The organism is Spiroplasma sp. hyd1 (genome assembly GCF_016082235.1).
Classification (GTDB): Bacteria; Bacillota_I; Bacilli_A; order Mycoplasmatales; family Mycoplasmataceae; genus Spiroplasma; species Spiroplasma poulsonii.
Map to the genome: position 1 here is coordinate 1 of NZ_JXYY01000143.1, position 15,536 is coordinate 15,536.

16 protein-coding genes are annotated in these 15,536 nt (G+C 23.7%); 2 read left to right on the plus strand and 14 right to left on the minus strand.

Features of this window, described 5'->3' with window-relative positions; translation table 4 throughout:
• Nucleotides 1-249: 249 nt before the first annotated feature.
• On the minus strand, nucleotides 250-588 hold the full coding sequence (locus TS70_RS06770) for a hypothetical protein (RefSeq protein ID WP_198049815.1): 339 nt from the start codon (nucleotides 586-588) through the stop codon (nucleotides 250-252).
• A 109-nt stretch (nucleotides 589-697) separates the two neighbouring features.
• Between TS70_RS06770 and TS70_RS06775 the strand changes: the two genes are divergently transcribed.
• A complete protein-coding gene (locus TS70_RS06775; protein ID WP_198049816.1) occupies nucleotides 698-2,434 on the plus strand; it encodes a hypothetical protein in 1,737 nt (578 codons plus the stop codon).
• Between the two features lie 13 nt (nucleotides 2,435-2,447).
• Here the strand turns inward: TS70_RS06775 and TS70_RS06780 are convergent, their stop codons facing one another.
• The 3 genes from TS70_RS06780 to TS70_RS06790 all read right to left on the minus strand — a co-directional run bounded on the left by TS70_RS06780 (nucleotide 2,448) and on the right by TS70_RS06790 (nucleotide 4,270).
• Entirely contained in the window at nucleotides 2,448-2,990 is a 543-nt protein-coding gene (locus TS70_RS06780) for a lipoprotein (protein WP_198049817.1), read from the minus strand.
• Between the two features lie 246 nt (nucleotides 2,991-3,236).
• On the minus strand, nucleotides 3,237-3,497 hold the full coding sequence (locus TS70_RS06785; protein ID WP_198049818.1) for a hypothetical protein: 261 nt from the start codon (nucleotides 3,495-3,497) through the stop codon (nucleotides 3,237-3,239).
• Nucleotides 3,498-3,499: 2 nt separating this feature from the next.
• Complete coding sequence (locus TS70_RS06790; RefSeq protein ID WP_198049819.1) at nucleotides 3,500-4,270, minus strand: ParA family protein; 771 nt, start codon at nucleotides 4,268-4,270, stop codon at nucleotides 3,500-3,502.
• 520 nt (nucleotides 4,271-4,790) lie between these two features.
• Here TS70_RS06790 and TS70_RS06795 point away from each other — a divergent pair.
• Nucleotides 4,791-5,228, plus strand: coding sequence for a lipoprotein (locus TS70_RS06795; RefSeq protein WP_198049820.1), 438 nt, complete (start codon nucleotides 4,791-4,793; stop codon nucleotides 5,226-5,228).
• Between the two features lie 57 nt (nucleotides 5,229-5,285).
• Here the strand turns inward: TS70_RS06795 and TS70_RS06800 are convergent, their stop codons facing one another.
• From TS70_RS06800 to TS70_RS06845, 10 genes are all read right to left on the minus strand, one after another.
• Entirely contained in the window at nucleotides 5,286-7,298 is a 2,013-nt protein-coding gene (locus tag TS70_RS06800) for a hypothetical protein (RefSeq protein ID WP_198049821.1), read from the minus strand.
• Entirely contained in the window at nucleotides 7,298-8,551 is a 1,254-nt protein-coding gene (locus TS70_RS06805; protein ID WP_198049822.1) for a hypothetical protein, read from the minus strand. The genes TS70_RS06800 and TS70_RS06805 overlap by 1 nt, the downstream gene beginning before the upstream one ends.
• Nucleotides 8,552-8,564: 13 nt before the next feature.
• Entirely contained in the window at nucleotides 8,565-8,834 is a 270-nt protein-coding gene (locus TS70_RS06810; protein ID WP_198049823.1) for a hypothetical protein, read from the minus strand.
• Nucleotides 8,835-8,849: 15 nt separating this feature from the next.
• Nucleotides 8,850-10,052 (minus strand): hypothetical protein, encoded by a 1,203-nt coding sequence (locus TS70_RS06815; protein WP_198049824.1) that lies wholly within the window; start codon nucleotides 10,050-10,052, stop codon nucleotides 8,850-8,852.
• 12 nt (nucleotides 10,053-10,064) lie between these two features.
• Nucleotides 10,065-11,660: a hypothetical protein gene (locus TS70_RS06820; protein ID WP_198049825.1), complete on the minus strand. Its 1,596-nt coding sequence runs from the start codon at nucleotides 11,658-11,660 to the stop codon at nucleotides 10,065-10,067.
• Nucleotides 11,661-11,696: 36 nt separating this feature from the next.
• The gene (locus tag TS70_RS06825; RefSeq protein ID WP_198049826.1) at nucleotides 11,697-12,923 is read right to left on the minus strand and encodes a hypothetical protein; all 1,227 of its coding nucleotides are present in this window, start codon (nucleotides 12,921-12,923) and stop codon (nucleotides 11,697-11,699) included.
• Nucleotides 12,924-13,018: 95 nt separating this feature from the next.
• Nucleotides 13,019-13,477 carry a hypothetical protein gene (locus tag TS70_RS06830; protein WP_198049827.1) on the minus strand — a complete coding sequence of 153 codons (459 nt, stop codon included), beginning with the start codon at nucleotides 13,475-13,477 and terminating at the stop codon, nucleotides 13,019-13,021.
• An 11-nt stretch (nucleotides 13,478-13,488) separates the two neighbouring features.
• A complete protein-coding gene (locus TS70_RS06835; protein ID WP_198049828.1) occupies nucleotides 13,489-13,887 on the minus strand; it encodes a hypothetical protein in 399 nt (132 codons plus the stop codon).
• Nucleotides 13,868-14,185: a hypothetical protein gene (locus TS70_RS06840; RefSeq protein WP_198049829.1), complete on the minus strand. Its 318-nt coding sequence runs from the start codon at nucleotides 14,183-14,185 to the stop codon at nucleotides 13,868-13,870. Before TS70_RS06840 ends, TS70_RS06835 begins: the two co-directional genes overlap by 20 nt.
• 127 nt (nucleotides 14,186-14,312) lie before the next feature.
• On the minus strand, nucleotides 14,313-14,528 hold the full coding sequence (locus tag TS70_RS06845; protein WP_198049830.1) for a hypothetical protein: 216 nt from the start codon (nucleotides 14,526-14,528) through the stop codon (nucleotides 14,313-14,315).
• Between the last annotated feature and the right edge of the window lie 1,008 nt (nucleotides 14,529-15,536).

The window sequence follows — 15,536 nt, forward strand, 5'->3', positions numbered from 1 at the left end:
GCTTTTTTCATAATTATTAATAAATTGGCTGTAAAAAGAGGATTAGTTTCTGTGCCTAAATTTTAATATAACTACAATAAAAATAAAAAAGTGTGGGTAGCAGTTGATGACTGTTTAAGAACTGGATTTGGATTTCTTAATTAACTACGAGGGACACATCTCAGGGGGATATTTGTATCAAATAACAAAATAAACAATAAAAATAAAAAATACTAAGTATTATTTACCGAATATTTATTGTTATTCTAGTTATTTTTTATCTTTGTTTTCTTTTTCGTATTTTCCAACCAATATTAAAACTCCACCAACAATTCCTGTAAATATTAATGAAACAATACCAGCTGCAGTATGTGATTTTGCTTTTTCTTTTAAAACATTTACACACAATAATATTGGAAATATCTGTGCCAAACTACAAAATAAAGTAAAAACACCTATTCCAGTAAAATAAACAGAAATGCCTATTGAAATAAAACAAATTATTGAATAAATAAAAAGTCACAACATTATTATTCCACCAAAAACAAGACTAATAATACAACCCGCTTTACATAAATTATCATATTTTTTATTATTTTTTTCACTCATTTAATAAAATTATCCTTTCTATAAAATATATTTTAAATTTGAATATACAAAGTATTATTAGTTTTTATACATTCATAAAAAATTATATCAGATGAAAGGAAATAAAAAAATGCAACAATTTAATAAAATAAATAACAAAAAACGAATTACTAGTTATGAACATTTAAATAAAAAATATGATTTGAATTTTAGTGACTATAATTTTGGTTTTGATTGAGAAGTATTTAAAGATTTTGTTGGTGATAGTTATGCCAGATATTTTACTTCGCCAACTTTTTTTAAGTTTGTTTCAGCAGGGCGTGGTACTAATAAAACATGAAATCATCTAGCCGAAAAATTATTTTTTGCTTGTAATTTTACTGATGCTTCGTCGGTCATTTTACGAAGATATGCTAATACCAACGAAGATACTACATTTGGCGATACAATTAATGTCTGTAATTATCTATATGATAAATATGGGATTGATATAGGACCCGACAATGAAAATGGTATTGTTTGACCTAAAAATGTTAAAGAAGGTGGTGAGATTGTTTTTCCTAGTGGTGTTCGTATTGCTTTTGCGGGTTATGCTAATGGTAATAAAATTATGGGAAAAGTTGGTAAAGGAACAGGGATTTTATCTGTATGAACAGATGAAATGATACATGCTGAAGAAAAAGAAATCTTAACTGATAAAGAATTAGATAAAAGATATAATAATTTAAGAGTTTCAATGTTTCGTTCAAAAAGTTTAAAGGTGTCTTACGAAAAATACACGGACAAAAATGATAATGAACAATATAATTTAGATAATCCTATTCCAGTAAAAGAATTATCTTGGACATTTCAAGAATGAGATAACATAGCAAAACAACATATAATAGTAACAACATATTTTCATAAAACATATTGTAATCAATTTACTTTTAATCCTTTTGATAAATACCATGTATTTTATGAAAAATTTGTAACCCCATATTTACCCTTAAATGAAAGAATTAAAAATATTTTAAAAGAACACAACCAAGTATATTCAGAAAACAAACAAGCATTTAATGGTTTGGGTATTTTTAATTTGCGATTAACAATGGGTTCTGTATGAAATAAAATACCTGATATTACTAAAAAACTTGTTTTAGCAAATAAAGAAGAGCGACCTGATTTATTTGAACTTGAATACTACGGTTTTGAATATAACGATAATGACCCCAGTATTTATGTTTTACGAAATTATCGTAAATATATTAAAGAGTATAATTTACAAGATTTTTATAATTCCAATACAAAACAGTATCAATTTGATAGTTATTCAATTGGGGTTGATTATGCTAATGGTAGTGAAGACCATACAGTGTTTTTATTTAGTGGTTATAAAATTAATGAAAATAATGAATATGATAAATATTTAATTGAAGAAAATGTTGTTACACCTAAAAACACAATGAATTTAAATGAAATAGTTGAACATTATGGACAATGAATAATTAATATTTTTGATAAATTTGATGGTTTTGAATATGCGACATTTCATTATGATATTAATGCCCACGACTTTATGCAAAAATTGCAAGAAGATATTTACCCTTATTTAGGTTATAAAATTAAAATGTTTAAAGCCAAAAAACATCAGACATCTCTTAATAAAGAAGCAGGTATAATCAATCGTGTAACATGAATAAGAAAAATGTTTGTCCAAGGCAAAATATATGGTATTTTAGATAACTTTCCATTTTTAGATAAATGCATTAGTGAACTAAGATTTAGTGACACCAAAACAAATACACCCGACAGTAAAATGTACCATGACCCATATGATGCTTTGTTCTATGTTTCTTATCCATATCGTTTTAAAATGGGAATATAAAAAATTAATTAACTTATTCCAAATTTCTAAACTTAATACTTATATATGGTGTTTCTCCTGAAAATAAATTTTTATTTTTAGAAAATATTTTAAAATATATTGTTCTTCAATATATTGTCATATCTATTGTTTTTAAAATATCATTAAAATTACGTGAATTATAAACAACAATATTATAATCATTTATTGTAATTTCTTTTTTTACAAAATTAAACATTTTTAAGATAATAGGATTTATATTTTCTAATATTTCTTGTGATGTAACATTATTTTTATCTTTTATGTTTTGTAATATCATATTACATTGATAATTATTTTCAGGTTTAGATTCACTACTTTTTATAATTTCATTTATTTTATTTAAATTTATTTTTTCATCTTGAATATTAAAAATATTAATGCATTTATTATTATTTAATACAGTATGTGAGCTTGGTTTTTCTTTTTCTTCTTTTAATTCATATTTATTATATTGTGGTTTATTACAAGCAACTAAACTGGTTGTGCTTGTTTCTATTAGAATAATTGTTCCCAAAATACTTAATATTTTTTTCATAGTTGATAATTTACCTTCCTTTAATATTTTTTATAATTACTATATCTAAAACAACTTAATTATATCAAGAAAAATATTATTTATCACATTTTCTATCGCCTTCATTGATTGTAAATCATTTATCATCTATCTTTTGAATAACAAAATTACAATTTTCACATTTGCTTAAATCATCATCTAAACTTATTAATTTATGCACAATATTCCTACTTTCTTTTAATAATATTTTTTTTAATTAATATGAATTTATAATTGGTCAATTAATTGTTCAAATAAAGCTGATATGGATAATTTATTTTCAAAAGCAATGCGTTTTATTTTTTCATATTTATCAGGTAATAAAGTTAAATTAACATGTTGTTTTTTACCACCTTTATTAATTTTTATTGTAGTTTCTTTTGTTTGTTCTTTTTCAAAATAATTATCTTTATTTAATAAAGTTTTGGATACACCTTTTTCTATTGTCCCTATTTTACTTTGCGAAAATATACTCTTTCTTTCTGCCATTTTTATATTATTCCTTTTTGTTCTAATTCGGCAACAATATTAAAATATGGGTTTTCATCTTTTTTTAAAATTTTAATAACTGGAATTCCAGTTATTTCGCTTGCTTTAAAAACTTGTTTTTTTCTAATTTCTTGTGGTATTGTAATTGTTTTTAAATTGCTTTGTTCAATTTCATTAATAAAGTCTTTTGAAATTGAATATGTATCAAAATTATTTAATATTATAGCCTTAATATTATTATCAATTTCTAAATCTAATGAAATTTGTTCTCACATATTGCCTACTATATTTAGAGCTCTTAATGAGTGTACAGAATTATCTGAAACTAAAACAATACTATCCGCTACTGCATAAGCATTAATATTAGTAATATTTAAACTTGGGTTTGTATCAATCAAAATATAATCATATTTGTTTAATAAAAAATTTTTGTTTTTATTAATATATTTTATAAGTTTAATTTCTCTAGATATTTCATTAAATAATTTTACTTCTAAACTAGACATTCCAATATTGGTTGGTATTATATCCAAATTATTAATTTCAGTTTTTAATATTAATTCTTTAATATTTTTTTCTTGATTTAAAAACATATTCATAGCTAACGGTTCAGGTATATCCATTTGAACACATTGAGTTAAATTACCTTGTGGGTCTAAATCAATTAACAATATTTTCTTATTTTCTTTTATTGATAAATAACCTGCTAAATTAAAAGTAAAATTGGTTTTACCAACGCCACCTTTTAATGCTCCTATTGTAATAATTTTCATTTTATTTCCTTTCTTATAAGTATCTTAATACTTATTATTATACTTATTTATGTATTATTATACTCATAATTATAAGTATGTAAATACTTATTTATGTATTATTATACTTATTCGTATAAGTATTTAATAGAATTACGAATTTACAACATTTTACTTATTTATCACTAAATAAAAAAATATTCGATGCGTTACAGACGATAATTTTATAAAAGAAATAAAAACCCTTTTTAAAGGGATAATCAATATAATATTTTTTTGGGCGAGCGGTTGATTTTCTTAAATTTTTGTGATAAAATGACTTATAAGTTAAAAAAGATTTTGGGGTTCTTTCAAACAAATTTGGGAACCTTTATAAAATTCTTCGCTTAACGCTTAGAATTTTTCCCAAGTATTTTGAAAAGCGCGGCAAAAGTTTTTTTAAACTTTAAGTAATTTTTCATAAAATTATGAAAATCCCGCGAGCCCAGATTTATCATTTCATATGTAATTATGAAAATATTTCTAGAAAGGAATTATAATAGTGAAAAAAATACTAAGTCTTTTAAGCACAATCACTTTAATTGGAACAAGTATAACAAGTTTGGTTGCGTGTGATAATAATAATAATAATAATAATAATAAATTTGAAAAAAAACCATTAGCAAAACCACAACAGCCACCAGCGGGAAGCAAATGGACTAATATTCCAAGAACTCAAGCCCCGAATAAAGAATTTTTAACACCAACTAATAAGTGATATTTTTATATTCGTAAATTTCATGATAATTATATTTTAGAAAAAATTTATTTTGATAATGATTTTATAAGTAATAAAAACACAAACACACATTGACAACATTTAAAAAACGATTCAGATTTTATTTGAGATTATAATTTAGTCTATTGTTGAGATGGAAACGATGAACCACAAACACCCCAAATTAATACAAATACAGGTAAAATTACAAATTGAAATTAGAAAAAATAATATAAATTATTAAAAAATCATTTAAAAGTATAGTATTTTAAATGATTTTTATATTTCTAATATAATTAATGATAATTTTTCATTGTTCTTATTAAATAATTGTAAATTATTAATATTAATTTGTTCTTTTTCTGTAAAAACTGTAATATCGTAATATCCATATCCTCAAATTCCAGATATTTCAATTTTATTTAAAGCATTTATATTTTGCTTAAATAAAATTTTAAAGTTATTTTCAACTATATTATTTATTAAATTTATTCATTCTGATTTTGAATAAAAACTGTCATTAATACTAGAAAATAAATTTAATATTTTTTCTATATTTTCATTAGAAACAATTAAATTAGTTAAATACTTTCCATATTCTCCATCTGATAATTTAATTTCAGCAGGAATAAGAGAAGGGATGTTATTTGTTTCTAATTCATTTGTTAATGATAACCAATTAAAATAATTTGCCTCTAGTTGATAAATTTTATTTTCCGATAAATTATTATTAATTAATTTAATATTATTATTTGAAAAATTAAAATAAAATGATTTTAATTTAACAATACAATCCTCAAATTCTCAATATCCCTCTTCTTTGCTACCTTCAATTAATCTTGGTGTTGAAATTAATTTTAAATAGTAAGGAGATATGATTTTAATATCATCATTATAGCCTTTATTAATTGCATATTTACTATAAACATAATTTGATAGCATATATATAATTTGTTTAAATTTTCTTATACCTTCTTCTTTAATATAAGTTGGATTATTAAACTTTCATTCTTCAAATAAACCATCAATAACATCTTCTGGTTTTTGTCCTTCAAATTTTTGGCGTAATACAGCCGATTTATTAATCGGATTACTTTTTTCATCATATTTAGCACCAGGAAATTTTCGGTCATAATTATATCGATATGTTAAATAATTTAATAATACTTTATATAATTTACCATAAATTTTAACTGTTCCATTTTCTACTAATAAATCTGTATACATAGGTCTATTTCCCGGATATATTGGTGGAAGTAATGAAATAGATGGTGTTTCTGGCATTTTACTAGGTATTTTAACATCATATGAATATTTGCCAGGAGGATTATAATATGCAACGATAGGGGCTTCTAGAATTCTAGAGTACTTAATAACTTGTTTTCTTGGTTTATCTGGATGATTTCCAATATTTACTAAATCTAAAATATCATCTTCTTTAATATAATTTTTAGCAATATTTCAGGGTAAAATAATTTCAGTAAATCAATACTGAAATATTCTTAAATTAGGATTTGTTTCAATAGGCATTGATAGTAAAGGCGCTAAGCTAGCATTTTCAATGTTGGATGCTGGATAAGAATAAATACCATTTATATTCCCTCAGCACTTAATATTTCCAAATAACATTGATTTAGGATATTTAATTTCAATTCCAGTAAATACTGTGTCTTCAGGCAATGATTTTTGTAAAACTAAATGAATACTATTTTGATTTTTTCATTTAAAGTCAGTTATTTTAACTAAATGAGTAGATTTAATAATATCAATACCATCGGGTGTATAAGGTCTTTTATATTCTTCAATAATATAGCATTCATTTTTGTTATCTTCACTAATTGGTTCATTAATAGATACTATTTTTAAATCTAATGTTTCTAAAAATTCTTTGTCTTGTTTTGAAATATCATTAATTAAAATATCTTTTTCATCAATCATTACATAACTTGTGCTATTATCTTGGACTGTGGTATTTTGTTGAATTTGTAATTTAAAATTAAAGTCACTAATTTCATAACCCGTTATTTTAATATATTCATCTTTATCAATAAAACCGATTTTAACGCTATTTTGAGAGTAGTTTAAGGTTGGTTTTTCCTTTGTCTTAACAAGATTATTAATTTTATAAATATATAAATTTCTAGCACGGTCTTCAGTAAATAATTGTTCTAAATCAGGGTCGCTGTACTGCGATTGATTAGAAAAATCTAGCGGAATACTATCAATTGAATAATCAATTGGTTCATCATTTTCTGCTAATTGTGCTAACATTTTTTCAGATGGTTTTAACATTATTCTCGTTCTCCTTCTTCATTAGGTATATTGATAATAGTTTCATTGTTTTTTAATTGTCTGTTTAAAGTAGCATTTACTGGTAAGCGAACATCAACAATTAACTCATCAATATTTTTAATATTAAATGTTCTACTATTTAAAATATTATTATCATATTTAATTAACTTAATAATAAATTCCGTTAATTTAATTTCTCTAATATATATCATTTGTTCGTATGATGCGTTTGTTTGAATATTTACACCAGCAACTTCCGCCTGAGTTTGTTGTGCTCCCTTAGCAATGGCAGGGACATGATGGCGATTTATTTTATAGTAATTAGTTAATAATCAATCGTATATTTTGGTTAATTGTTCACCTTTAAAATTACCAGCAATATAGTCTACTGGTTGAAAATTACTGTCAGGGTCTCCTTCAACTAATAACAAGTCATTTTCAATAAATGAAGCTAACATTTTACTAATTTCTTGGTCAACCACACCAGTAACCCCATTAGTATTGATGGTAAATTTACCACTATTTAATAATGGGTCTAACATTATTTTTTCAGCAATAATATCTAAAATACTAGCGAATTGTTTACCATAACGAGCAGAAGGTTCAAAATTAGGATTATTAGGAATAATTTCAATTGGAATAAAATTAAGTTGCAATATTTCTTCTCTTTGTAAAGTTGTATAATTATTCCATTTAGCATCATCAATATATAAGTCTGTAATAGTACTGTATAATCTTGTTTTTAACTTTCTAATAACTTTTACTTGTTTAGTTATATAATCAATTTCTAATTTTTCAGTAATAAAAATACTCTGGTCATTTTTAATATAAGGGTCATAATCAAAAGTACAAGATACTAAATTACCTAATTCGTCATATTGGTCATTATAAAAATCAATAGTAATAAAATTAAGTTTTGAATTATTAGCAAAAATAAAATATGCACCTTTACCATTCTTATTAATTTTATATTCGTTATATCAATTCTTATTAGTAAAGTCTTGCATTTTTAAAAAGTTATTAATTAATTTAGTATCTAATTGTTGATTAGTAAGTGGATTATAAATGCTAATTTCTAAATCTCGTGGATTTAAAAAATTAGCATTATCTTCACAAATTCTTTTTTCTAAAATTTCATTATGTTTTTGAACAGTAACATTTTTACGATTAGTAATCGTTGATGCTAAATTAAGATAATAACTATCAATATCATAACTTTTTTTTAATTTCTTTTTTGCTGGTAACAACCCCATTTATAACACCCCTTTAATTTGTTTCATCTTTTTTAATAACATCTTCAATACTATCTTGTTTTTGTTGTTTGTTATGAGTTTTGATAAATCTAATTGTTTCAATAATTAAAACAATAACCCCAAAACCATTAAGCATTGCACCAATAATTACATATGCAGGTCAAACAATTCCTAATTTAGTAGGTCCTATAAAACAAATAATAATTCCTGCAATAAAAAACAATGATGAAACTCCAAAAATTTTCAAAAACATAATTACATCTTTAATAGTTAATTTTGGCATAATATCATCTCCTTTCTAAATTACTTTTTTTCTTTCAATTCTTATTCAGTTCATACCCGCAGCATTAATTGATCCGCTTTTACCAATTAATAAGTTAAAATTGATATAAGGTTGATTAAAAACTCACTCAATATCTACGTTATAATCTAAGCTTGTTTCAAGTGCTGGTGATTGTTTTTCATTATGACTAAATCTAACCCATATTTTATATATATACTTATTTTTATTAAATTCAGGTATATTAAAAACTGAAAGTGAAAGCTCTTTTTCTACTAATAATTCTCATTCATTGGGTATTTTAGGCAAATCTTTTTTTTGTAAATAAAACTTATCAATATATTTAGTAGTACCAAAGGTATCATCTGTACTCTCAATTCCTGCAACTCCACCATCAATAACATCATAATTCGCAACTATTTTACTTCCACCAAAACTAGGATCTCAAATTCTTATTTCCCCTGTTTCAGCATTAAAGTCAGCATTATTATGTTTACTGGCATTTGGAATTAAAGTAATTTTATTTTGTTTTAAATCTGAAACTGCAATTTTTCCATCATCATTTTTAATGATAGTTTTATTATCAAATGGAACACTTAATTCATTGTTAGAATTATATACAACTGATTTGTTATCAATTTTAAATAAATTATCTATTTTCTTTTCTAATTTATCATCAGTTTGTATTCTTTCAGTTTTTTCTTTTTCTAATAAAGCATCAACTTCTAACTGAGTATAATATGCTTCTAAATCTATCATAGTTAAATCAATACTTTCTTCTTGAAAAGTACGAAACATTTTCTTTAAAGTTGTTAAATTAGCCAATGATTTTGCATAAGAAGGCAATAGACCTTGTCATGTTGCCATAGGGTCGTTTTGTGAAGAATAATTAATATCACCAACACTCATATTTGCCGAAGTAAAAAACTCAATTGGAATACGGTTAAATGTTCAATGTTCAATAGTAATAAACACCATATTAATACAAATTTTCTTTAATAATGGGTCTTTAAATGTTTCAAACTTTAATTTTGAAAATGGATAATTCAAATAGGAATTAATCATATTTTGGGCTCTTAAAGCAAATGTTTTAAATCATAATTCTACATCACCTTTAAAGAACTTATTATAACGAACTGGAACTTGTGTAATTTTACCTGTCATTGGATTAAAATTATTATAATTTTCCAAAGTAACATTTTGTCATAATTCATTTAACATTTAATCATCTCCTTATCATTTACTTTTTTTAGAATATATTTTCTTTAATATAAATTTTTTACTATTTAGTAATGTTTTTGTTTTAATTGTTTTGTTTAAATCTTGTTTTGTTCTAAATTGCTTGTATGTTTGAAATGCTAGTCCATTACCCAATAAACTAGTAATTGCACTATCTTCTAGCGTATTTAAAAATTTATCTTTATTAAAGTTATTTTTAAATTGTTCTTGCAATTTTAATACCTTAGCAATTGTCCGATATATTTTAAAACTATCTTTTACTACTTGCTGATAAGAAAGTGGGGCAAAAGAAACTAAATTAAACAAACTTGTTTTTTTAAATCCTCAACCAATAAACCATTCACTGTTCATATAGAATTTAAACGGTTCAGAAGCCAAAACAAACTGTTCTGCTTTGATTAAAGTTGTCATAACGACAATAGGGACATATTGCGTATTTTTATAATATATTGTTAAAGCAACTTCGCCCGTAACTGATAATGGAACAATTTTTACTGCTAAAAAAACATCAGAACCATAGGCAAAAGGTAATAATTGGCCTTTTTTAATAGCCTTAGTTTCAAATTTAGATAATATTTTTTTAGTTTTATCAGTAATTTTATTAATTACTTTTTGTTTAATAGCAATTATTTGTTTTTCAATTGGGGCTAATAATTTTTTAGTTACTTTTTGAATATAAAAATTTGGGTTTAAATGATTTAAAATTTTATTTAATTTAATTGGTGTTTGGTGCAAGATATTTAATAATTTATTATTGTATACTTTGCTACCACGCATTAAATTAGCATTTAATAGTAGGTTTTTACCAACACCTTTTTTATGAAGATTAGTCATAATGTTATATCACTCATTAGTATTAATTTTGCTTATTTTATCAATATTTAATCCATATTCAGACAATCATTTATTAGCATTTTTTTCATTTACGCGTGGTATTTTTTGAACTAATTTAGGACTTATTTTTTGAATATTTTTTTCAATTTTTAATAAATTATTAATTGTTTCTAAATTAGAAACTTTAAAACCTTTATAAAAATCATTTCGGGCTAATTTTCCAATTGTATATAATAAAGTTTCATTATTAGCTTGTTTGGTAAAATCAAATATTAATTTATCAGATAAAATCTTTTTACCCGTAACTTGTTTTACAACATCTTCTAAATTATTAGCAGTTATTACACCTAATTTTTCAAGTAGTTTAGTTTCTTTTGCTAATTTTAAAATTCTAGTTGTTCGAGCAGCACGCGTTAATTTACCAATTCCACCAATTGCTGGTAACAAATTTAAGGCAGTACTTTTTACTGTCACTTCTGATGTTAATTTATCGTATATTTGATTTACAGCAAAATCGGTTGCTGTTTCTACTCCAAACGAGATAAATGCTGCGGCAAAATTAGATAATCCCGCACCAAGACCAATAGCAGATGCTACACCACCAGTTAAAACTGATAAACCAAGGGCTAAAACTTGAATTCCTAAAAATTCTAATAACTGTAAACCAAAACTTTTTTCTTGTTGTTGGATTGACAATCTAGTTGGATTTTTTTTAACAGCATAAATAAGGGCTGTTTTAGATGTTCCAATTGGCATATCTATTAAACGAAAAAGTACTATTTTTTAGTACTATTAAGAATTTTTAATTTTAACATCAATCGGATTTGTTTGACCACTAGCATTGTTTTTACCTTCAATTTGAACTTCAACAGTTTTATCATTTGTAATATTAATTGGTCAATCTTCCCCTTTACTTTCAATAAAGTAATCAAAATCACTTTCAGTTAAAGAACTATTTACTGCTTTTACCGCTTTTAAAACAACATCTTTAAATTGTGGTTTTAACTGTTCTGGTGTTGCTTGTGTTGGGTCTGTAACATGAATAGTTGGTTTATCTAATTTATTAATTCCACTAATATCAATTTTTGTAACAATATGTTTAATAATTCCTTTGGGTTCAACTACCGCTCCACCTAAATATAAAACCCTTTCCATAATCAAAGTATTACCCATTCCAGTACCTAACGCAGCAGCACCAACTCTTAACGGAGTATGATCTTTTTTGCGTAAAATAAGAGGGTCATATTTTTTACTAAATTTAAAGGCAATTGCATTAACACCATCTGGTAATAGAGTAATTGTTCCTTCTGAACCATCTTTATTAATAATTGGTAATTTTTTAGGAACCATATAATATGTTGTTCCTTCAACAGTTTTCATTGCTCCACTTGTTGCAATTACGCTATTTATTTGATCGTTTGCTCCAAGTTGTAACTGTAATTTATTACGAATTCCACGAATAAAATCAGCAGAACCTAATACAACTGTTTCTGATGGGGTAAAGCCATTTTCATATATTTTATCCATAATTTCATCGTGGACTTGTAAAGCATTTGTATCATCTGCTTTTTGGCCTTGAATGGTTGTAACTGTTTCTTTATTAATAATTTCTAAAATTTTATTGCGTTTATAAGCAACCTCAGTATCCATTGCTTGCTCAATATCAGCAGCCCAAAGATTAGGATTAAAATCACTTTCTACAGGGTCTAATTTACGAGCAAAAGTCAAAATTGTATCTAATTCAACTGTCCCATCATCAAATTCCACTGTTGAATATTTTAGTAGGTTATCATCAGTATTAAATACTTGTCCATTTTTTCCTAGACCTTCATTATATTTAATATTTTTCTTTCTTTTATATGTTAAACCAAATTTATTTGCTTCTTTTCACGCAAATAAAGCTTCTCAACTAAATTTTAGTTGATAAGTTTGTAAATATCATTGTTCAAATGTTTCTCGATCTTTTTGTGTTGCTAGATTAGCAATATCTCCGAAAATTCTTTGTGGGTTTTGTGCCATATCTTTTATTTCCTTTCTTATCGTTTATAAAGCATTAAATTGATATATTATTCATTAAAATAACTTTCAATGCAGCACAGACGACGATTTAAAACTTATTTATTAAATACATTGTCTGTATCTAAAATATTGTTTTCTTTGTTTTCTACTTTTGGTACGCCACCAGTATTAACTGTTTGTACCTTAATTAATTCATCATAAACACTTTGCAATTGTGTTTTAATGATTTCAATATCATCAGTAATATCATAAGACTTTAATAAAACATTTTTAAATTCTTCATTATCAGTTAAAGAATTAATAAAGTCAATTACTTCAATTTGTTTTAATTGAATTGTTTGTTGTTCAATTTGTGAAGTTAATTCAGTATTTTTTGTTTGTAGTTCGTTGATTTGCTGATTATTATTTTCTAAATTACTTGCATTAAATTCTTCAACTTCAGCAGTATTTTCTAAAATAATTTCAGCAGTTTTAATATCTAAACTACCATCTTCATTTTTAATAGGTTCGTTATTTTCATCTATAAGAACATATTTTACATTTTTTAATGCCATTGTTTTTCCCCCTATTTTTTAATATTTGTATTTGTTCTTGTTCTAATCACTTTTTGTATAATTTCAAAACTATCTACTCTAAAAGATAAAAAATAGCGTTTAGTTTTTATATTTAACTGATTAAATACTGAGCCTTTAATTTTTATCTCATCATCTTTTTTTAATTTCAAAAACTCAGTTAAAATAGAGGGGTTATATATTGATAATGTTGAGTAATTTAATCCGTCTCATTGACATTTAGCCGAACAAGCATCAACTTCAACACCCCCAGCAACCAGTGCCTTAATTTTAGTTTTAATCGGATTTTCATGTAATCTAACAGTTAATTCTAATTTATTAACTTTTTTATTTTTTATTTTAGGTTTATTAGTTATTGATTTTTTAGATAAATTACTTTTTGCTTGTGCCATTTTTATCAACTCCTTTTGTTAAAAAATACTGTAAATGTTTTCAAGCATCGTGTTCGTGTTCTGTCATTTTAATATTTCCTTTATAAAGATAGTTTTTCTTAACAACTGGCGATTGTAAAACATAATTTAAATTAAATAGATATTTACATAAAACTTTTAAACCACCAATAAATTTAGGAGTAGATAAAGGATTTGTTATTTTTAAACCTTTATGAAGTTGATAATCTTCAATTATTACAATAACTTTATTTAAATAAGAACAAATTTTATTTTTAAACTCATTTAATATTAAATACATATTATTTATTGCTTCTTCTTCATTTTTGGAATTAAAAGTAATATTATTAATTATTTTCTTTTGCAAAACATTATAAATAATAATACCAGTTTGACCAATTCCAGCAGGGTCAACTGCAATAATATATTTAATTATTTTTATCCAAAATTGGCTCTATTTCTTTTGTTTTATATTTTTCAACAAAATAAAACCAATTATCAATAATTTTTAAATTACATTTTAATTTTGATATTTTTAACTCTGTTTTGCTATTATTTAATATTTTTTCAATTATAAAATTATTGTTATCATCTTTTATTGGTTTTCAACCATTGCCAATTTTATAACACATTACAAAACGCATATAGTTTCCTCCTATTTAAAAAATAATTAATTTATAAAAAATTAAAAAAACTGTATAAATACAATTAAAATATTTATAAATTAATTATTTTTTTTAAATTTAAAACCTTTAAAATTATTATTTATTTAACAAAAATTAAGTAAGGTGGATAGAACCTAACTATACTTTTAAAAATTAATTAAAATAAAAGATTAAACTATAATTAATTTTAATATTTAGTCGCTTTTAATTGTATTTATAACAATTTAAATATTAACAATTAACATAATTTAATCGCTAATATCCAAATTATAACAGATGAAATAAAAAAAACAATTAAATTTTAAATTTAATTGTTTTTTTTATTTCATAAATAGTTTTTAAAAAAATAATTTATGTGAACTAAAATTATTTAAAGTATATAAAAAACACCAATTAAAAGCGACTAAAATTGGTGTTTTTTATATTGAGTAATCTTATGAGTTGCTTACTCAATATATATTATAACAACAAATATAATATATACAATAAAAATAGCCTTTAAAATTAAAGGCTATTTTTGCTTTAAGTAGACAAAAAATCAAATTAAAATATCTCTTTAAATTGCAACTCATAAGAAATAATTAATTTATCTACCAATTTCAATTATAACAAAAAAAAGGGGGGGGCAGCTTTTATAAAAATATTTTCATGTTATAATTTGGATATTAGCGATTAAATTATGTTAATTGTTAATATTTAAATTGTTATAAATACAATTAAAAGCGACTAAATATTAAAATTAATTATAGTTTAATCTTTCTTAAAAGAAAAAACTTCTAATTAATTTACATAATGTTTCTAAATATTTAATTGTATTTAATACAATTAAATATTTTTAATTTGTTGTTGTGAATAAATTAAAAATAAAAAATTTAATGTTTTTCTTGTTTGGAATACCGAAAAACCAAAGATAGATTTTAATAAAAATAATGGAGTAAGCTGCTACCTCGGATAAAAAGATGCTACACAACTGTAAAGTAGTTTTTT